This is a genomic window from Tomitella cavernea (assembly GCF_016599145.1).
GTDB classification, from domain to species: Bacteria; Actinomycetota; Actinomycetes; order Mycobacteriales; family Mycobacteriaceae; genus Tomitella; species Tomitella cavernae.
In genome coordinates, this window is sequence record NZ_JAENKO010000057.1 from 1 (window position 1) to 20,509 (window position 20,509).

Annotated in this window: 14 protein-coding genes and 3 rRNA genes; all 17 read right to left on the reverse strand. The window is 68.0% G+C overall.

The window, feature by feature from the left end:
• Nucleotides 1-179 precede the first annotated feature (179 nt).
• Complete coding sequence (gene scpB, locus JJ683_RS16205; protein WP_200175641.1) at nucleotides 180-881, reverse strand: SMC-Scp complex subunit ScpB; 702 nt, start codon at nucleotides 879-881, stop codon at nucleotides 180-182.
• The gene (locus tag JJ683_RS16210; RefSeq protein WP_200175642.1) at nucleotides 878-1,726 is read right to left on the reverse strand and encodes a segregation and condensation protein A; all 849 of its coding nucleotides are present in this window, start codon (nucleotides 1,724-1,726) and stop codon (nucleotides 878-880) included. The genes scpB and JJ683_RS16210 overlap by 4 nt, the downstream gene beginning before the upstream one ends.
• Nucleotides 1,723-2,613: a ParA family protein gene (locus JJ683_RS16215; RefSeq protein ID WP_242474791.1), complete on the reverse strand. Its 891-nt coding sequence runs from the start codon at nucleotides 2,611-2,613 to the stop codon at nucleotides 1,723-1,725. The genes JJ683_RS16210 and JJ683_RS16215 overlap by 4 nt, the downstream gene beginning before the upstream one ends.
• A gap of 248 nt (nucleotides 2,614-2,861) precedes the next feature.
• Entirely contained in the window at nucleotides 2,862-3,857 is a 996-nt protein-coding gene (gene xerD / locus JJ683_RS16220; protein ID WP_200175645.1) for a site-specific tyrosine recombinase XerD, read from the reverse strand.
• A 1-nt stretch (nucleotide 3,858) separates the two neighbouring features.
• Nucleotides 3,859-4,515, reverse strand: a complete 657-nt coding sequence (locus tag JJ683_RS16225; RefSeq protein WP_200175646.1) for an NUDIX domain-containing protein — start codon at nucleotides 4,513-4,515, stop codon at nucleotides 3,859-3,861.
• Between the two features lie 7 nt (nucleotides 4,516-4,522).
• On the reverse strand, nucleotides 4,523-6,304 hold the full coding sequence (pyrG, locus tag JJ683_RS16230; RefSeq protein ID WP_372435324.1) for a CTP synthase: 1,782 nt from the start codon (nucleotides 6,302-6,304) through the stop codon (nucleotides 4,523-4,525).
• A 95-nt stretch (nucleotides 6,305-6,399) separates the two neighbouring features.
• Nucleotides 6,400-7,323, reverse strand: coding sequence for a copper transporter (locus JJ683_RS16235; protein WP_200175648.1), 924 nt, complete (start codon nucleotides 7,321-7,323; stop codon nucleotides 6,400-6,402).
• Complete coding sequence (gene steA / locus JJ683_RS16240) at nucleotides 7,320-8,504, reverse strand: putative cytokinetic ring protein SteA (protein WP_200175650.1); 1,185 nt, start codon at nucleotides 8,502-8,504, stop codon at nucleotides 7,320-7,322. Before steA ends, JJ683_RS16235 begins: the two co-directional genes overlap by 4 nt.
• A gap of 72 nt (nucleotides 8,505-8,576) precedes the next feature.
• On the reverse strand, nucleotides 8,577-10,358 hold the full coding sequence (gene recN, locus JJ683_RS16245; RefSeq protein ID WP_200175652.1) for a DNA repair protein RecN: 1,782 nt from the start codon (nucleotides 10,356-10,358) through the stop codon (nucleotides 8,577-8,579).
• A gap of 87 nt (nucleotides 10,359-10,445) precedes the next feature.
• On the reverse strand, nucleotides 10,446-11,462 hold the full coding sequence (locus tag JJ683_RS16250) for an NAD kinase (protein ID WP_200175653.1): 1,017 nt from the start codon (nucleotides 11,460-11,462) through the stop codon (nucleotides 10,446-10,448).
• Nucleotides 11,459-12,313: a TlyA family RNA methyltransferase gene (locus tag JJ683_RS16255; RefSeq protein ID WP_200175654.1), complete on the reverse strand. Its 855-nt coding sequence runs from the start codon at nucleotides 12,311-12,313 to the stop codon at nucleotides 11,459-11,461. The genes JJ683_RS16250 and JJ683_RS16255 overlap by 4 nt, the downstream gene beginning before the upstream one ends.
• A gap of 1 nt (nucleotide 12,314) precedes the next feature.
• The gene (locus JJ683_RS16260) at nucleotides 12,315-12,533 is read right to left on the reverse strand and encodes a hypothetical protein (RefSeq protein WP_207280307.1); all 219 of its coding nucleotides are present in this window, start codon (nucleotides 12,531-12,533) and stop codon (nucleotides 12,315-12,317) included.
• 73 nt (nucleotides 12,534-12,606) lie between these two features.
• Complete coding sequence (locus JJ683_RS16265) at nucleotides 12,607-13,656, reverse strand: HAD-IIA family hydrolase (protein ID WP_200175658.1); 1,050 nt, start codon at nucleotides 13,654-13,656, stop codon at nucleotides 12,607-12,609.
• Between the two features lie 93 nt (nucleotides 13,657-13,749).
• Nucleotides 13,750-14,880 carry a hypothetical protein gene (locus JJ683_RS19825; RefSeq protein ID WP_200175655.1) on the reverse strand — a complete coding sequence of 377 codons (1,131 nt, stop codon included), beginning with the start codon at nucleotides 14,878-14,880 and terminating at the stop codon, nucleotides 13,750-13,752.
• A gap of 101 nt (nucleotides 14,881-14,981) precedes the next feature.
• Nucleotides 14,982-15,097, reverse strand: a 5S ribosomal RNA gene (gene rrf / locus JJ683_RS16275).
• 85 nt (nucleotides 15,098-15,182) lie between these two features.
• Nucleotides 15,183-18,328: ribosomal RNA gene (locus tag JJ683_RS16280) — 23S ribosomal RNA — on the reverse strand.
• Between the two features lie 344 nt (nucleotides 18,329-18,672).
• Nucleotides 18,673-20,196: ribosomal RNA gene (locus JJ683_RS16285) — 16S ribosomal RNA — on the reverse strand.
• The 16S, 23S and 5S rRNA genes sit together here, the layout of an rRNA operon.
• Nucleotides 20,197-20,509 lie beyond the last annotated feature (313 nt).

Here is a 20,509-nt window from a genome sequence, read left to right on the forward strand (position 1 = left end):
CCGGCCGCCCTCGCCGCGCTTGCCGCCGTGCTCACCGCGTGCGGGCTTGCCTGGTTGCCCGTCACGTGCGGGCGTGCGCCCGTGCGGCCTGCCGGCCCCAGCGCGGTTGCTCCCCCCGCCGCGCGCGGCGCGGGGGTTTCGGTCTCGATCCGGTGTGCCATCTCGGCGAGCGGGTCTCATCAGTGATCGTCCACATCTGTTTCGGTTGTGTTCTCCGCGGCCGCGGAGGAGCGCGCGTACATCTTCATGACCCGGGGATCGTCGTCGAGGTTGTCGCCGATGTACTCGATGACGTCCTCGTCCGGCAGCAGCGGCGCCAGCGGAGGAAGATCCTCGAGCGAGTCCAGCCCGAGCCGTTCGAGGAACAGTCCGGTGGTGGCGTAGAGCGTCCCGCGGGTCTCGGGGTCCGGTCCGGCCTCGGTGATCAATCCCCGCGCCACAAGGGTACGCATCACGCCGTCCGCGTTGACCCCCCGCACCGCCGCGACGCGGGTACGGGTCACCGGTTGACGGTATGCGATCACCGCCAGCGTCTCCAGCGCGGCCCTGGTCAGTGTGGCGCGCGTCCCGTCCAGCAGCAGCCGTTCCACGTATGGCGCGTACTCGGTGCGGGTGAACAGACGCCACCCTTCTCCAGTGAAGCGCAGGTCCATTCCGCTGCCGGAGTCGTCGTAGCGTCGGGACAGCGCCGTCAGCCGCGCCTGCGCACGCGCCTCCGGGATCCCGATCACCTCCGCGCACACTGCGACGGGCACCGGCGCGTCGGCCACAAGAAGCAGCGACTCGATGATGGCGTCCACGCGCTCATCCGCCGGGGGCGCAGCCTCCTGCTCCATTCCGGCGCCGGCATCGTCGGCACCTGCACCACCGGACGTCGTCATGCGTACTCCTCGTCGTCGATGTCGTCGGCGCCGTCCTCGCCGGTCCATTCCACCAGCAGATCGCCGAGCGGCTCGGGCTGGTCGAAGGTGACGGCGCGCTGCCGGTACAGCTCCAACAGGCCCAGGAAACGGGCGACGATCTCCAACCGGGTGCCGCACTCGCCCACCAGCTCGGTGAACGTCGCACGCGCGTCCGCGCCGCGCTGCCGCAGCAGTTCGACGATGCGCTGCGCGTGCTCCTGCACAGACACGCGCGGCGCGTGCAGGTGGTCCAGCCCCACCGACGGGACCTCCCTGGGTCGCATGGCGTAGGCGGCGATCTCCGCGAGCCGCCCGGGCCCGGCGCCGATCCGCACTTCCGGCAACAGGTCCGTGAACCGCTCCTCCAGCGGCACCGCCGCCGGATACCGCTGCAGCGCCGCCGCCTCGAGCTCCCGGAAGAGCTCCGCCACCTGCTTGTACGCGCGGTACTGCAGGATCCGCGCGAACAGCAGGTCGCGGATCTCCAGCAGCTCCAGGTCCGCCTCGTCCTCCACTTCGCCCGACGGCAACAGCCGCGCCGCCTTGAGGTCCAGCAGCGTCGAAGCGATGACGAGGAACTCCGTCGTCTGGTCGAGGCCCATCTGCGCGCCGAGCTGTTTGGTGTAGGCGATGAAGTCGTCGGTCACCACATGCAGGGCCACCTCGGTGACATCCAAGCGGTGCTGGCCGATCAGCTGCAGGAGCAGGTCGAAGGGCCCCTCGAAGTTCTGCAGCCGGACGGTGAAACCTCCGCCGTCGGCTGCGCCCTCACCGTCCACGGCGCCCTCCGCGGCACCTTCCGGTGCCGCGTCCGCCGCGGTCACCGGCCCGTGCGGTGGATGACTTCGCGTGCCAGTGTCCGGTAGGACTGCGCGCCCGTGGATTTCGGGGCCCAGGTGGTGATCGGCTCACCCGCCACGGAGGTCTCCGGGAATCGGACCGTCCGCGAGATCACGGAGTCGAACACGGCGTCGCCGAAGACCTCGACCACTCGGGACATGACCTCACGCGAGTGCAGGGTGCGCGCGTCGAACATCGTGACGAGGATGCCCTCGAGCGTCAGGCGCGGGTTGAGGCGGTCGCGGACCTTGTCGATGGTGTCGTTGAGCAGGGCGAGTCCGCGCAGGCTGAAGAATTCGCACTCCATGGGGATCAGCACGCTGTCCGAACACGCCAGCGCGTTCACCGTGAGCAGGCCCAGCGACGGCTGGCAGTCGATCAGCACGTAGTCGTAGCGGTCGAGCACAGGGTGCAGCACGCGCGCCAGAGCCTGCTCCCGCCCGACCTCACTGACCAGCTGGATCTCCGCCGCCGACAGATCGATGTTGCTGGGCAGCAGGTCCAGTCCCTCGACGCGGGTACGCATGACGACGTCGTCTATGTCCACCCCCCGCTCGACCAGGAGGTTGTAGACGGTGCGTTCCAGGTCGTGGTGCGCCACGCCGAGCCCCGCCGAAAGTGCCCCCTGCGGGTCCAGATCCACCATGAGCACCCGGCGCCCGCATTCCGCGATCGCGGCGCCGAGGTTGATCGTCGAGGTGGTCTTGCCCACCCCGCCCTTCTGATTGCACATCGCGATCACCCGGGCGGTGCCGCCCCGGGGCGCCGGCCCCGGCTCGGGGATATCCCGCACCGGGCGCCCGGTTGGCCCCAGTTCCACGGCCTCCGAGACCGCCGCGTCGTCCGACCTGCGTTCCGGTGACCCGAACAACCCGCCGTCCCCGGCCTCCGCGATGCCGCGATCGGATGCCGGCGGTTGCGCTGCAGTCACAATCGGTACTCCCCTCCGCTCGACGCGGGCCCGTTCCGTCGCGGCCAGTCTATTGTCCGAAACCTCCATGCGGAGCCTATCCGCCCGACGGCCCGGGGCGCACGGCACCGTCCCCGCCCCGCCGCGCGCCCGGGGAACGGCTCTGCACACCACCGCCGCAGCGCTCGTCCGCGGGCCGCGGCGGGGCGTCACCGCGCCCTCGGGTGCGCACCGGCCCAGACCTCCCGCAGCGCGGTGACCGTCACCATGGTGTAGACCTGCGTGGTCGACACCGACGCGTGCCCCAGCAGTTCCTGGACCACCCGCACATCCGCTCCCCCGTCGAGAAGGTGCGTGGCGAACGAGTGCCGCAGCGTATGCGGGGACACGCCCGCCGTGATCCCCGCTCGGGACGCCGCATCCTGCAGCACCTGCCATGCGCTCTGCCGCGACAGCCGTCCGCCGCGCGCGTTGAGGAACACCGCCGCTCCCCCGCGCTTGGCCAGGGCGGGCCGGCCACGTACCAGGTACGCGTCGACCGCCGCAAGCGCCGGCCGCCCCACCGGGACGATGCGCTCCTTGCCCCCCTTGCCCGCAAGGATCACCGAGCGGGTCTCCGCGTCAATGTCGTCGATGTCGAGTGCGATCGCTTCGGAGATCCGCGCCCCCGTCGAGTAGAGCGTCTCCAGCAGTGCCCGGTCGCGCAGGCCGCGCGGCACCGCCGTCGCCCCTCCCGCGCCGGACTCGGCCCCCTCACCGGTACCGCCCGCGGCGTCGAGCAGCCGGATCACCTCGTCCACCGTCAGCGCCTTCGGGAGCCGGCGGCCCGCCCGCGGCGGGTGCACCTCGCGTGCCACGTCCGCGGGGATGAGCCGCTCGGCCGCCGCGAACTTGTGCAGCCCGCGGGCCGCGACGAGGGCGCGCGCCGCGGAACTCGCCGCCAACGGCGGCACCCCCTCGCCAGGGTCGCCGCGGCGCAAGTCCGCGAGGAATCCCGCCACCGTCGCTTCCGTCACGTCGGCGAGGTCGTGCACGTCCAGAGCGTGCAGATAACGCCCGTACCGGTGCAGGTCACGGGTATAGGAGGCGAGCGTGTTGCGGGCCGCACCGCGCTCCACGGCGAGATGGTCCAGGTACCCGCGGATCTGGATGCTCAACACGTCCGCTCGCGCCGACGCCGCCTCGACCTCCTCCGCGGGATCCATCTCAGCGGCCGCCCCGTGACCGTGCACGCGCGGCGAACGCCTCGGCGGCCACCGGCGGCGGGGACTCCGGCGTGCGGGACTGCCCGTGGCCGGCGCGCACCGCGGACACCGCAAGGATGCCCGCGACGGCCGCCGCGTTGACGATCTCGCCGGCGAACACCATCGCCACCGCCTCCCCCAGCGGGACGGACCGCACCTGGAGGTCGGCTTCCTCGTCGTGCGCCTCGGGTCGGCCCACGTCCGTGATCCCCTCCGCCAGATACACACGCAGGGTCTCGTCGGTGAATCCGGGAGACGCGGCCAGGTCGACGAGCACCGACCAGCGGGACGCCGTGAGCCCTGCCTCCTCGTGCAGCTCGCGTTGCGCGCCTGTCAGCGCCGCCTCGCCGGCGACGTCCATCAGCCCGGCGGGAAGCTCCCAGATCCTCCGTCCCAGCGGGTGCCGGTATTGACGTATGAGCGTGATCCTGTCGTCGTCGTCGACGGCGGCGATGACCACCGCCGCGTGGTGCTCCACCACCTCACGGCGGGCAGTCCCGCCACCCGGCATCTCCACCTCGTCCACCCGCAGGGCGACGATCGCACCGTCGTAGACCGTCGCGGATCCCGCCACGGCGAACTCGTGCCGGTCGGCGTCCGCAGCGCCGTCGTCGCTCATGGGGCTATCAGTCCTCCGCACCAGCGCGCACCCGCGCGGCGTCACCATCGCCATTCTCGGCCGGTTCGTGTGCCGCCGGCCCCTGGGCGGCGTCTTCGCGGCCCGGGATGTCCACCGGCAGCCGCTCCTCCGCCTTGTAGGCGAGTGCCGCGGCGACGAACACGTCGAACAGGGGGTGCGGACGGGTGGGCCTGCTCTTGAGTTCCGGGTGCGCCTGCGTGGCAACAAAGAACGGGTGAACCTCCCGCGGCAGTTCGACGAACTCGACGAGCCGACCGTCCGGCGACGTCCCGCTGAACACCAGGCCGGTGGACGCGAGTCGCTCACGGTAGGAGTTGTTGACCTCGTAACGGTGGCGGTGCCGTTCGCTGATGGTCTCCGCACCGTAGGCCTGCGCTACGACCGAGCCGGGCAGCAGCTGCGCCGGGTAGGCGCCCAGGCGCATCGTGCCGCCGAGGTCCGCCTCGCCCGCGACCGCCGCCTCCTGATCCGCCATCGTCGAGATCACCGGGTCTGGGGTGCCCGGGTCGAACTCCGTCGATCCGGCCTGCGTGATCCCCGCCGATCGCGCCGCCTCGATCACCACGCACTGCAGCCCCAGGCACAGGCCCAGCAGTGGGATGCCTCGTGTGCGCGCGAACCGGATCGCCCCCAGCTTGCCCTCGATGCCGCGGATGCCGAACCCGCCCGGGATGAGCACGCCGTCCACGTCACCCAGCGCTGCGTGCGCGCCCGCCTCGGTCTCGCAATCGTCCGAGGGCACCCACACGATCTCGACACGCGCCCGGTGGGCGAACCCCCCGGCACGCAGCGCCTCGGTCACCGACAGGTACGCGTCCGGCAGATCGACGTACTTGCCGACGAGCGCGAGGCGCACGGTCTCCGTGGGCTCATGCACCCGGCGCAGCAGGTCGCCCCAGACGGTCCAGTCGACGTCGCGGAAGGGCAGTCCGAGCTTGCGCACCACGTACGCGTCCAGCTGGGCGCGGTGCAGCACCTTGGGGATGTCGTAGATGGACGGTGCGTCCGGGGTGGAGATGACGCCGTCGATGTCGACGTCGCACATCAGCGCGATCTTGGCCCGCAGCGGATCCGGCACGTCCCGGTCGGCGCGCAGGATGAGCGCATCGGGCTGGATGCCGATGTTCCGCAGCGCCGCCACCGAGTGCTGGGTGGGCTTGGTCTTCAGTTCGCCGGACGGGGCGAGGTAGGGGATCAGCGAGACGTGCATGAAGAACACGTTGTCGCGGCCCACGTCGTGCCGGATCTGGCGCGCGGCCTCGAGGAACGGCTGCGACTCGATGTCGCCGACCGTGCCGCCGATCTCGGTGATGACGACGTCGGGAACGTTGCCCTCGTCGTCCTCGCCCGCCATGGCGAGGATGCGCCGCTTGATCTCGTCGGTGATATGCGGGATCACCTGGACGGTGTCGCCGAGGTACTCGCCGCGGCGCTCCTTGGCGATCACCTCCGAGTACACCTGGCCGGTGGTGACGTTGGCGAAGCCCGACAGGTCCCTGTCCAGGAAGCGCTCGTAGTGGCCTATGTCGAGATCCGTCTCCGCACCGTCCTCGGTGACGAAGACCTCACCGTGCTGGAACGGGTTCATCGTGCCCGGGTCCACATTGAGATACGGGTCCAGCTTCTGCATCGTCACCCGGAGCCCCCGGGAGATCAGCAGCTGGCCCAGGCTGGATGCGGTGAGTCCCTTGCCCAGCGACGACGCGACGCCGCCGGTGACGAAAAGGTACTTGGTCGAAATACGCGCCGAACGGCGTGGCAGTTGCAACGAAGCTCCCGTGTGACCTTGCAGGTGGATGGATTGGGCCCGCCGACCCACGGGACCTCACGGTAACACCTCGCCCGGCGCCGCGCGCACGGAGTCTACGAGACCGTGAGCGCGCCGGCTCCAGGGCCGACGCCGAACTGTCCCGAGCGCCCCTCGAGTTCCTCGCGCAGCGCCAACACGGTACTGATCTGCCCCGCGCTGCGCTCGACGTTGTCGACGGTGCTCAAGTGGTGGGAGATCGCCGCGTCCGAACGCGCCACCGCCACGGCGCCGTTGCCTTCCGCGGAACCGGCATCGCCTGCGAGCACGGTTCCCGCGCCCCGCGTGTCCACCGCCGCCGCGAACCGGGCGACGATCGGACCCTTGTTGCCGTCATCGGAGGTGCCCGTCACGACCAGCGCGAGCTGGCCGGGCTCGACGGTCCCGTCCTGGTAGGAGATGAACCCGCCCGACCGCAGCGTCTGCATCGCCAGATCCCGCTCGGCGGGGGTCGACTGGGGCTGGGCAGTCTCCGGGTCCAACATCAGGACGGCGCCCAGCAGGTCGCCGCCCATGCTGCCCGGGTCGACCGCCCCGGTGCTCAGCTGCACGCCCGCCGGCACGACGTTGGTCACCGTCGCCCGCAGTTGATCGGCGCCCTGCGCGGTGACGAACGCGTCGGTCAGCCCCACCTGCCCTGTGACCGTGCCGCCCGCGGCCGCGACGAGGCCCACCGCCGCGTCGACGCTCTCCGGTGAGGCGCTCGGAGTCGTGAACACCACCACGGTGCGGTCGGTCAGCGTCCCGCCGACCACCCGGCCCGCGACGGCGGAATCGAATCCGTCGGCCGCCTGCAGCTGCAGGTTCTGCGCGTTCACCTGCGACTGCAGGTCGTGCACTTGCGACTGCAGATCCTGCTTGTCGTCGGTCAACCCGGAAAGCAGGTTGTCGGAGAGCACGGAGGAACCCAACACCACCCCGATGGCGAGTGCCAGGAAGATCGCCGCAATCGAGATGGCATGCTGGCGAAGCGAGATCACGTGAAAAGCTCCTGGAACTTCACGGCGACGGAGTTCCAGGCGTCGACGGCCCAGTCGAGGAACTCCTGGCCCGTGCCTGTGACGGCCACCGCGGCAACCACGGCGAGCATGGCCGCCAGGATGAGCATCGTGATGGCGAGCCCGGACACACGGCTCCGGTACAGCGTGGCCACGGCCTTTCCGTCGACCAGCTTCTGACCGACCTTGAGCCGGGTCAGGAACGAGGACGGATTCGAATCGCCCCGGCTCCGGTCGAAGAACTCGTCGAGGGACGCGCTGGCGCCGACGGTGACGATGAGAGCTGCGCCGTGATGGTCGGCCAGCAGCAGCGCGAGGTCGGTGGGCGAGCCGGCGGCGGGGAACGTCATGGCTCCGATGCCCAGATCCTGGATCCGCTCCAGGCCGGGGGCATGCCCGTCCTGGTCGGCGGGGAGCACGACCTGCGCCCCGCACCGAAGCGTCTCCGCGGTCACGTCGGCCGGATCTGCCACGATGAGGTCCGGCCGGTAGCCGCCCTTCACGAGCGCGTCGGCCCCCTTTCCCACTCCCACGAGGACCGGCGAATACTCCTTGACGAACGGCTTGAGGCGCTTGAGGTCCTCCGCATGCTCGGGGCCGTCCGCGACGACGACGACGTGGCGGCCGTCGAGGTCGATGTCGATGTCCGGTACGCCCACCCCGTCGATCAGCAGCGGGCTTTCGCTCCGGATGAACTCGATCGCGTTGCCGGAGAAGGCCTCGAGATGGTTGACCAGGCCGGTCTTCGCCTCGATCATGAGGTCTTCGATCTCCGCCCGGGACATCTCGGTGCCGCCGGCCAGCCGCCGCTCCCCCGAGTACAGGGTGCCCTCGTGGAGACGGACGCGCGCGCCGTCCTTGACTTTGCGCAGCGCAGACTCGCCCGCGCGGTCGATGAGGGTGACGCCCGCCGACACGAGCACTTCCGGCCCCAGGTTGGGGTAGCGACCCGAGATCGACTCCGAGACGTTGACGACCGCGGCGACCTTGGCCTCCACCAACGCGTCGGCGGTGACGCGGTCGAGGTCGACCTCGTCGAGCACGACGATGTCTCCCTCCCCGACCCGGCTGAGCAGCTTCGTCGTATCGCGGCCGACCCGGGCCAGGCCGACAGTGCCCGGGAGCGCGTCTGTGCTTCGCGAGAGCAACGCAGGCATCTTCATGCCTGAAATGATGGACCGTCCGCGGCCCCACCCCGTGGAGGCGCGCCGGGGACGGCGGGGATTATGCGGTGATCACGGCCGTCCGCCCGGTCGGCCGGCGCGGTCCGTGCCGGCCGTCGCCAGCAGCTCCTCGGCATGTGCCCGACCGGTTTCGGTGTCATCCAGCCCGGCGAGCATCCGGGCCAGTTCGCCGACCCGCTCCTCGTCGTCGAGGCTGCGCACCGCGCTGCGGGCCCCCTCCTCCCCGACTTCCTTGCCGATCACCAGGTGCGCGTCCGCGAACGCGGCGACCTGCGGAAGATGCGTCACGACGATCACCTGGTGCGTGCGGGCGAGCCGCGCGAGACGGCGGCCGATCTCCACGGCCGCCCGTCCCCCGACCCCCGCATCGACCTCATCGAACACGAGGGTGCCGCCGCCGTCCCGTCCGGCGAGCACCACCTCGATGGCCAACATGACCCGCGACAACTCGCCGCCGGAGGCGGTTTTGCCGATCGGAAGCGGATCGCCGGAAGGGTGCGATCCCAGCAGCAGATCCACCGCGTCCGCCCCGTCTGCGGCAGCATGCACCTGCGCGCCGTCGACGGTGATCCGCCAGGGGTCGTCGTCGAGCGCTGCGATGAGATCCACCTGCGCCGCCAGGCGCGACTTGCCCATCGCCAGGCCCGCGAGTTCCTCGGTGACCGCCTCGCCCAGCTTCGCGGCGGCGGACACGCGGGCCCGGTGCAGTACCGACGCCGCGTCGGCCAGTTCACCGCGGAGGCTCTCGACGCGTTGCGCGAGCTCCGCCAGCGCCCCCTCGGACAGATCGAGCCCGGACAACCGCTCTTCGGCGTCCCGGGCCCAATCCAGAACGCCGTCGATGTCCGCCGCGTACTTGCGGGTCAGCCCCTTGAGCTCCGCCTGCCGCTGCAGCAGGTCGTCCAGCGCCCGGCCGTCCGACGGCAGATCCGCCAGATACCCCGAGACGTCGCCCGCCAGGTCCGACGACAGCACCGCGAGCTCGTCGAGACGGGGGACGAACGCGCGCAACGCCGGATCGTCGACGTTGCCGAGCCGCCCGCGTGCGCCGGAAGCCAGATCCGCGATCCCCTCCGCCTCGCCGGCGAACGAGGACGCCCCGGACAGCGCCGCCTGCACGTACTCCGCGGCCTCGCGGAGCGAATCGAGCTCCCCCAGGCGGCGTACCTCCGCCGCGATCGCATCGTCCTCGCCCGGTTGCGGATCCACGGCGGCGATCTCCTCCGCGCCCAGCCGCAGCCGGTCGGATTCCTGCGCCAGCTCCCGGGCCCGCTCGGTGCGCACGGCGTACTCGTCGCGCGCCGCACCGTAACTGCGGCGCACCTCCCGGTAGTGCTCGAGCAGCGGGCCGATCTCGTCGGCGGCGAACGTGTCCAACGCGCGACGGCGACGTTCCGGCCGCAGCAGCCGCAGCTGGTCGTTCTGGCCATGCACCGCCAGCAGGTGGCCCGTCAACCGTCCCAGCAGCCCGATGGGCACGCTTCGGCCGCCGAGATGCGCGCGGGAACGCCCGTCCTTACCGACGGTGCGCACGGCGATGATGCTGCCGTCCTCGTCGACCTCGGACGCGCCCGCGTCGACGATCTCAGCGACGGCCGCGCGGGTGTCGGCAGGCAGGCCGTCGAGGACGAACCGTCCCTCCACCGCAGCGCGTTCCGCCCCCGTGCGCACCCGTCCGGCGTCCGAACGCGCGCCGCCCAGCAGGTGGAGGCTGGTCACCACCATCGTCTTGCCGGCGCCGGTCTCGCCGGTCAACGCGGTGAACCCGGGGTGGAACCGCGCCGACGCAGCCGAGATCACCCCCAGTCCGTCGATTCGAATCTCCGCAAGCACACCCGAATCCTAACCATGCGCCGTGACATCCCTCCCGCGCCGGATGCGACGGCGCGGTTCCGACGGCGCGCCCCGCGCCGGGTCCGGTCAGGCTCCGCGGCCACGCCAACCGCGGACGGGCAGCGCGAACTTGTGCACCATCCTGTCCGCGAAGGGCACGGAATCCAACCGCACCCAGCGCACCGGGTGGCGGCCGCGCACGACCTCCAGCCGGGCCCCCGCGGGCACGTGCACCGCGCGCCGCCCGTCGCAGTACATCACCGCTCCGCTGCCCGACGGCTCCACCTCCACGGCGATCAACGACGACGGGCTGGTCACCATGGGCCGCGAGAACAACGCATGCGCATTGTTCGGCACCACGAGGACCGCCTCGAGCTCCGGCCACACCACCGGCCCGCCGGCAGAGAACGCGTAGGCCGTCGAACCGGTGGGCGTGGACACCAGCAGCCCGTCGCAGCCGAACGAGGACACCGGACGCCCGTCGATTTCCAGCAACAGCTCGAGCACGCCGACGTGCCGCCCCCGCTCGATGCTCACCTCGTTGAGCGCCCACCCGGCCGACTCCGTGGTGTCTCCGGAGCACAGGCGCACGTCGAGCGTCATCCGGTGCTCGACCCGGTAGTGGCCGCGGATGACGCTCCCCAGCGCTTCGTCCAGGTGGTCCGCCTCCGCCTCCGCCAGGAATCCGATGCGGCCGAGGTTGATGCCCAATACCGGCGCGCCCGCATACCAGGCGAGCTCCGCGGCCCGGAGAAACGTCCCGTCGCCGCCCAGCACGATCACCATCTCGCACCCGGCGGCCGCGTGGTGGTCATGCGGAACAACACGAGCCGGGGCGCCGTGCGCCTTCCGGTCCGATCCGGCGCCCCGCAGCCCCGTACGATCGGCCTCGTCGTCGAGCACGCGCAACCCGATACCGCCGTCGGCGAGTATGCGCGAGACCCGCCGGGCCGTGTCCGCTATCGTCGCGCGGCCGGTATGCGCCACCAGCAGGATCTCGCGGGTCGGTGCGGGGCCTGCGGGAATGGGATCTGCGGATGTGGGGCTCGCGGAGGCAGGGCTCGCGGAGGCGAGGTTGGGCTCTTGCCCGGGTTGACCGATCATTGCGGCCCTTCCTCCACCGCCCGGCGCACGATCTCCTCGATCCCGTCCGTAGCGGCGGCCGCCGGGTCCGGTGGCGCCGTCGCCCCGTCATCGGCCGCGCCGGAGCGCCGCAGCCACAGGAAATACTCGACGTTCCCCGACGGCCCTGGCAACGGGCTGGCCACCGCGCCGAGCGTCATCAGACCCAGCCCGGCTGCCGTGCGCGCCACACCGCAGACGGCCTCAGCCCGCAACCCGGCGTCACGCACGACCCCGCCGTGGCCGACGCGCTCCTTGCCCACCTCGAACTGCGGCTTCACCATCGGCAGCAGGTCCGCGCCCGGGCGGCCGCAGTCCCGCAGCGCGGGCAGAACCAGGGCGAGCGAGATGAAAGAGAGGTCGGCGACAACCAGGTCCACCGGGCCGCCGATAGTGTCCGGGGCCAGCGAGCGGACGTTGGTGCGGTCGTGCACGCGCACGCGAGGATCGCTCTGCAACCGCCAGATGAGCTGGCCGTATCCGACATCGGCGGCCACCACCTCGCGCGCACCGCGCTGCAGCAGAACGTCGGTGAATCCGCCGGTGGACGCCCCCGCGTCCAGGCATCGTCTTCCCGCGACGGTGGGGCCGTCCGGCCCGAATCCGTCCAACGCGCCGAGGAGCTTGTGTGCCCCGCGCGAGGCCCAGTCCATCTCGTCCGGCACCTCCGTCACGTGCAGCGGATCACCGGCGCTGACCCCGGTGGCGGGCTTCGCCACGGGCAGCGGACCCGAGCGCACCCGGCCGTCCGCGATGAGTCGCGCGGCGTGGTCCCGCGACCGCGCCAAGCCACGGCGCACCAGTTCCGCATCCGCGCGTGCACGGCGTGCCATATCAGTTCCTGTCCAGCGTGCTGAGCGCCTCGAGCAACACCTCATGCGCCTGTTCGTACAACGCCGCCGGATCCGCGGCACCGTCCCTATCAGCCCTCTCGAGCAACGCGTGCACCTGCTCGCGCACCGCATCGGGATCCGCCACGGGCGCGGCCGGCTCGGCAGGCGTCGGCACAGGGCCGGCCGCCCGCACGCCGTGGTGGGGTCCGGAGTCGTCCATCAGACCCAACGCTAGCCGATGCGGTGCGGACGCCCCAACGGAGTGCTCCGCGCCCCAGACACGAAAGAGCGGCTCATCCGTCGTTCCACCCGCGTGCCAATGCACGCGTCCACGGGTCGGTCCCGATGATCCGCCCCTGGAAGTCGTCACGCCAGGCAGCGGCGGCGACCGCCCGCAGGCCGCGCATCGCCGTCTCCGACAGCGCACCCGGACCCGATCCGCCATCGACCAGCGGCTCCGCCGAGCCGGCCACGCCCTGCGCGGCACGATCGACTCCGACCCGCATGGTGTCGCCGTCGACCTCGACACGCCAGCCCGGCTGCGCGCCCACCGCGCAGGCGTCCGCCGACAACGACAACGCGCCGAGGGAAGCGGCCACATATGTGGGCCGCATGCCCGCTTTCGCCCGGATCGTCTCGGCGGCGGTCGATACCCCGGTGAGCACGAGCAGGCTGTCCAGTCCCGCGGCGCACGCGCCTGCGATGTCGGTGTCCAGACGATCTCCCACCACCAGCGGCCGTTGCGCCCCACCCTGGCGCACCGCGTCGTCCATGATCGGCCGGCCGGGCTTTCCTGCCACTGTGGGCGTGGCGCCCGTCGCCGTCGCCAGTGCCGCCACCAGTGAACCGTTTCCGGGGAGCAACCCACGTTCGTCGGGGAGGGTGGAATCGACGTTCGTCGCCACCCACCAGGCGCCGTTACGGACGGCGAGTGCGGCCTCCGCGAGATCCGCCCACGCGACCGAGCGGGCGAACCCCTGGACGACCGCTGCCACCGACTCTGAATATGCGCGGACCGGACGCAGCCCCTGCCCCCGCACTTCCTCTGCCAGCGCGTCCGCACCGACGACGAGAACCTGCGCGCCAACCTCGATCCGAGACGCTACGAGACGCGCCCCGGCCTGCGCGCTCGTCACCACGTCCCGATCCTGTGCACGGATCCGCAGCGCATTGAGGTGCTCCGCGACGTCCGCGGGACTCCGGCTCGCATTGTTGGTGACGAATATGTGCCGGGCGGGCGAGGCCGCCAGCGCCGCGTCGGCACCGTCGATCGGCTCGGCGCCCCGGTACACGGTGCCGTCGAGATCGAGCAGCAGCAGATCGTAGGCCTCCGACAGCGCCATCGTCCTCGGCCGCGCGGGATCGGGGGGACCCGCGGGCACCAGGGCCTCCTCCGCGGAGTCGCCGTCGCGTGGGTGATCGCCGGGCAACAACGCCTACTCGCCGCCGGCCGCGCCGACCGTCGCATCCGTGCCGGGCTGTTCCTCACTCAGGTCGGCGACGCGTTGCTCCGCGTCGGTCTCCCCCTCGTCGTCTGCCGCGGCGCAATTGAGGAACCACTCAAGCGCTTCGCGTTCACGTCCCGCGGCAAGGAGCGCCTCCGCGTACACGTAGAACAGCCGGGCATATGTCGAGCCCGTCCGCGCCGGGTCCAGGTCCTTTCCCTGCAGGGTGACGACCGCCGCGCCGTACTTGCCCATATCCATGCGCGCGCCTGCCACGACGATGTTGAGTTCGATGGCGGGTTCCCCGGTCAGCCGCCGCGCCTCCTCGCTCCGGGCGAGCTCGAGCGCTCGTTCAGGGCGTCCGAGCCCCCGTTCGCAGTCCGCCATCACTGCGAGCATCCCCGGCCCCCCGGCCATACGCCGCGCCGCCCGCAGTTCCGAGAGCGACTCTGCCCACTCGCCTGCATGGTACGCGGAGATGCCGGCCGCTTCGCGCACTGCCGCGACCCGCCCCGCGCGGCCCCGCGCGGCGCGCGCGTGCTCCAGCGCCGCAGTCGGGTCGGTGTCCACGAGCCGTCCCGCCATGACGAGGTGCCGGGCCACCGTCTCCGCGTTGGCACGGTCCAGGGTGTGCAGATCACGCCGAACGGACTTGTCCAGCTCGTCGGGCGTCACGTCGTCGGGCAGTACGGGTTCGGGATCCCGACGCTGACGCATCGCCCCGTCCTCGTTGCCGTGCCGCGGCCGGCCGGACCGGTCGTCGCCCCCGGAACGGTATGGGCCGCCGCGACCACCATCGCTTCCGCCATCCCGGCCGTGGGGCCGGACGCCCTTCCGCGAGGAATCGCCCCGCGGGGCGCCACGCGATCTGTCGCCGGCGGGCCTGTCACCGGCCCGGCCTTCCCTGTCACCCCGTCTCTTGCCCTCGGAGCCGTCCGGCGTCCGACCGTCACGCTGACCGAAGCGACGACTGCCGTTCCGGCCGCGATCTCCGGAGTCTTGGCGGTCGCGGCCAGCGCCTTCGCCGGCCCGGTAGCGGGGCTGGGCGTGCCGACCGCGGGAACCGTTGTCTGCGCCACGGCTTCGATCGCCGGATGCGTCCCGGGGCTCCTGCGCGTTCATGCATCATCCTTGTGGTCGGTCTCGTCCGCGGTTCGGAGAACAGCGGAAACAGCAGTGGAGGGAACCCCATACTATCGGGGTTCCCTCCACCGGCGATATTTGTGCGGCAGTGACCTACTCTCCCACACCCCACGGGTGCAGTACCATCGGCGCAGTAAGGCTTAGCTACCGGGTTCGGAATGGGACCGGGCGTGACCCTCACGCTATAACCACCGCAACACCATGCGACACACACCAACACACGCAGTGTGGGTGTTGCCTCAGACACCGGACAGTGGACGCGAAACACACGATCAAAAATTGTGGGTAAGCCTACGGCCTATTAGTACCGGTCACCTCACACCCCTCACAGGGCTTCCAGCTCCGGCCTATCAACCCCATCATCTCTAGGGGGCCTTACCCCACTAAGGGGGAAAGAAACCTCATCTTGGAACAGGCTTCCCGCTTAGATGCTTTCAGCGGTTATCCCTCCCGAACGTAGCCAACCAGCAATGCCCCTGGCGGAACAACTGGCACACCAGAGGTTCGTCCGTCCCGGTCCTCTCGTACTAGGGACAGCCTTCCTCAAGTTTCTTACGCGCGCGGCGGATAGAGACCGAACTGTCTCACGACGTTCTAAACCCAGCTCGCGTGCCGCTTTAATGGGCGAACAGCCCAACCCTTGGGACCTACTCCAGCCCCAGGATGCGACGAGCCGACATCGAGGTGCCAAACCATCCCGTCGATATGGACTCTTGGGGAAGATCAGCCTGTTATCCCCGGGGTACCTTTTATCCGTTGAGCGACACCGCTTCCACAAGCCAGTGCCGGATCACTAGTCCCGACTTTCGTCCCTGCTCGACCCGTCAGTCTCACAGTCAAGCCCCCTTGTGCACTTGCACTCAACACCTGATTGCCAACCAGGCTGAGGGAACCTTTGGGCGCCTCCGTTACTCTTTAGGAGGCAACCGCCCCAGTTAAACTACCCACCAGGCACTGTCCCTGAACCAGATCATGGTCCGAGGTTAGAAGTCCGATACGATCAGAGTGGTATTTCAACAACGACTCCACACCGGCTGGCGCCGGCGCATCACAGTCTCCCACCTATCCTACACAAACCGAATCACACACCAATACCAAGCTATAGTAAAGGTCCCGGGGTCTTTTCGTCCTGCCGCGCGTAACGAGCATCTTTACTCGTAATGCAATTTCGCCGAGCCTGTGGTTGAGACAGCAGAGAAGTCGTTACGCCATTCGTGCAGGTCGGAACTTACCCGACAAGGAATTTCGCTACCTTAGGATGGTTATAGTTACCACCGCCGTTTACTGGGGCTTAAATTCTCAGCTTCGCAGCCCGAAAGCCACTAACCGGTCCTCTTAACCTTCCAGCACCGGGCAGGCGTCAGTCCGTATACATCGTCTTACGACTTCGCACGGACCTGTGTTTTTAGTAAACAGTCGCTTCTCTCTGGTCTCTGCGACCACACCCGGCTCCCACCGCACGGGTGTTCACCAGACATGGCCCCCCTTCTCCCGAAGTTACGGGGGCAATTTGCCGAGTTCCTTAACCACAGTTCTCTCGATCGCCTCAGTATTCTCTACCAGACCACCTGTGTCGGTTTGGGGTACGGGCCATGACACCACTCGCTAGAGGCTTTTCTCGACAGCATAGGATCACAGAATCCCCCACACCGGGGTCGCATCACCTCTCAGGCACCATGAGGCACGGATTTCCCTGCACCTCGCCCTACAGGCTTACACCAGTATTACCACTGACTGGCCCTGCTACCTTCCTGCGTCACCCCATCGCTTGGCTACTACCAGATCAGGTCCCACGCATCCACCACACACCCCGCACCCGAAAGTGCACGGCATGGGCTTCAGGATGGTTAGTCTCACTGATTCACCACGGGCGCGATATCACGGGTACGGGAATATCAACCCGTTGTCCATCGACTACGCCTGACGGCCTCGCCTTAGGTCCCGACTCACCCTGGGCGGATTAACCTGGCCCAGGAACCCTTGGTCATTCGGCGGACGAGTTTCCCACTCGTCTTTCGCTACTCATGCCTGCATTCTCACTCGCGCAGCCTCCACGACTGGGTCACCCCGCCGCTTCCCCGGCTACACGACGCTCCCCTACCCACCCACACGGCTGCACACCCGCCCGCAGGCGGATACGAACCACACATGTGAGTGCCGCGGCTTCGGCGGTGTACTTGAGCCCCGCTACATTATCGGCGCAGGATCACTCGACCAGTGAGCTATTACGCACTCTTTCAAGGATGGCTGCTTCTGAGCCAACCTCCTGGCTGTCTTCGCAATCCCACATCCTTTCCCACTTAGTACACGCTTAGGGGCCTTAGCCGGCGATCTGGGCTGTTTCCCTCTCGACTACGAAGCTTTTCCCCCGCAGTCTCACTGCCACGCTCTCACACCACGGCATTCGGAGTTTGGCTGACGTCAGTAACCCGGTAAGGCCCATCAGCCAACCAGTAGCTCTACCTCCATGGTGAAACACGCGACGCTGCACCTAAATGCATTTCGGGGAGAACCAGCTATCACGGAGTTTGATTGGCCTTTCACCCCTACCCACAACTCATCCCCTCAGTTTTCAACCTAAGTGGGTTCGGGCCTCCACGACGTCTTACCGTCGCTTCACCCTGGCCATGGGTAGATCACTCCGCTTCGGGTCTAGAACATGCCACTCAACGCCCTCTTCGGACTCGCTTTCGCTACGACTACCCCACACGGGTTAACCTCGCGACATGCCACTAACTCGCAGGCTCATTCTTCAAAAGGCACGCCATCACCCACCGCAGACCAAACTACGCGCAGGCTTTGACGGATTGTAAGCACACGGTTTCAGGTACTCTTTCACTCCCCTCCCGGGGTACTTTTCACCATTCCCTCACGGTACTATCCGCTATCGGTCACCAGGGAGTATTCAGGCTTACCGGGTGGTCCCGGCAGATTCACAGCAGATTTCACGGGCCCGCTGCTACTCGGGCACCACGACAAGGCAGACACACAGCTTTCACGTACGGGACTCTCACCCACTACGGCAGGCCATCCCAGACCACTTCCGCTAACCATGTGTTTTCTCCAACTACCCGCCGGCACGGCAGCACCGGCACATCGCAGCCCCACAACCCCACACACACAACCCCTGCCGGGTATCACATGCGCATGGTTTAGCCTCATCCGCTTTCGCTCGCCACTACTCACAGAATCACATATTGTTTTCTCTTCCTACGGGTACTGAGATGTTTCACTTCCCCGCGTTCCCTCCACACGCCCTATACATTCAGGCGCGGGTAACAGCGCATCACCGCTGCTGGGTTTCCCCATTCGGACATCCTCGGATCACAGCTCGGTTGACAGCTCCCCGAGGCTTAACGCAGCCTCCCACGTCCTTCATCGGCTCCTGGTGCCAAGGCATCCACCGTGTGCTCTTACACACTTACAACACAAAGATCAAAGATGCTCGCGTCCACTGTCCAGTTCTCAAACAACACACACACCCACCAGCCCGCCACCCCGCACGACCACCCCGGACACAACACCCGGAACAACCACACGAGACCACCGACAGGCCCGCCGGCGCATCACATCAAGACAACCCACCACACACACGCGTGACGTGTTCCCTCAAAGCCCAACAGCATGCCGACTAGCACCCCCACCCCACGCAACCCACCGACACACGGCGAACCACGCGAAAGCTCCTGCAACAAAGCGCAGCCAGTGTCCACCCATGAGCAACCCCAGACCACACGCACGGCGGCCAATGAGGCACTTGATGCTCCTTAGAAAGGAGGTGATCCAGCCGCACCTTCCGGTACGGCTACCTTGTTACGACTTCGTCCCAATCGCCGATCCCACCTTCGACGGCTCCCTCCCACAAGGGGTTGGGCCACCGGCTTCGGGTGTTACCAACTTTCATGACGTGACGGGCGGTGTGTACAAGGCCCGGGAACGTATTCACCGCAGCGTTGCTGATCTGCGATTACTAGCGACTCCGACTTCATGGGGTCGAGTTGCAGACCCCAATCCGAACTGAGGCCGGCTTTAAGGGATTCGCTGAACCTCACGGTCTCGCAGCCCTCTGTACCGACCATTGTAGCATGTGTGAAGCCCTGGACATAAGGGGCATGATGACTTGACGTCGTCCCCACCTTCCTCCGAGTTGACCCCGGCAGTCTCCTGCGAGTCCCCGGCATAATCCGCTGGCAACACAGGACAAGGGTTGCGCTCGTTGCGGGACTTAACCCAACATCTCACGACACGAGCTGACGACAGCCATGCACCACCTGTACACCGGCCACAAGGGAAACCGTGTCTCCACGGCGATCCGGCGTATGTCAAACCCAGGTAAGGTTCTTCGCGTTGCATCGAATTAATCCACATGCTCCGCCGCTTGTGCGGGCCCCCGTCAATTCCTTTGAGTTTTAGCCTTGCGGCCGTACTCCCCAGGCGGGGTACTTAATGCGTTAGCTACGGCACAGAGCCCGTGGAAGGGCCCCACACCTAGTACCCACCGTTTACGGCGTGGACTACCAGGGTATCTAATCCTGTTCGCTCCCCACGCTTTCGCTCCTCAGCGTCAGTTACTGCCCAGAGACCCGCCTTCGCCACCGGTGTTCCTCCTGATATCTGCGCATTTCACCGCTACACCAGGAATTCCAGTCTCCCCTGCAGTACTCAAGTCTGCCCGTATCGCCCGCACGCCCACAGTTAAGCTGCGAGTTTTCACGGACGACGCGACAAACCGCCTACGAGCTCTTTACGCCCAGTAATTCCGGACAACGCTCGCACCCTACGTATTACCGCGGCTGCTGGCACGTAGTTGGCCGGTGCTTCTTCTGTACCTACCGTCACTTCCGCTTCGTCGGCACTGAAAGAGGTTTACAACCCGAAGGCCGTCATCCCTCACGCGGCGTCGCTGCATCAGGCTTGCGCCCATTGTGCAATATTCCCCACTGCTGCCTCCCGTAGGAGTCTGGGCCGTGTCTCAGTCCCAGTGTGGCCGGTCGCCCTCTCAGGCCGGCTACCCGTCGTCGCCTTGGTAGGCCATTACCCCACCAACAAGCTGATAGGCCGCGGGCCCATCTCACACCGCTACATAACGCTTTCCACCACACCCCATGCGGCATGTGGTCATATCCGGTATTAGACCCGGTTTCCCAGGCTTATCCCAGAGTGCAAGGCAGATCACCCACGTGTTACTCACCCGTTCGCCACTCGAGTACCCCCGAAGGGGCCTTTCCGTTCGACTTGCATGTGTTAAGCACGCCGCCAGCGTTCGTCCTGAGCCAGGATCAAACTCTCCGTTGAAAGATTCTCAACCCACCACCCCGCCGGACACCACCACACACAGCAGCAGCCCCGACGACACGGCGAATCAGTCAAATCACATCGAGAAATCCACTAGCAAAACAAACCTAGCTTCAAAAAAACATCGGACCGCACCTCCCGACAGGGAGTGGAAGACACGACCCGCAAAACAGCCACACCCTGCCACAACGACAAGGCATGACATGCCAAAAATTTTGGCACTGGCATTCATCGACACACTGTTGAGTTCTCAAAGAACACGCACAACCACCACCACCCGGACACTCCCAGGCGAACTGCGGCCGCACCTGCT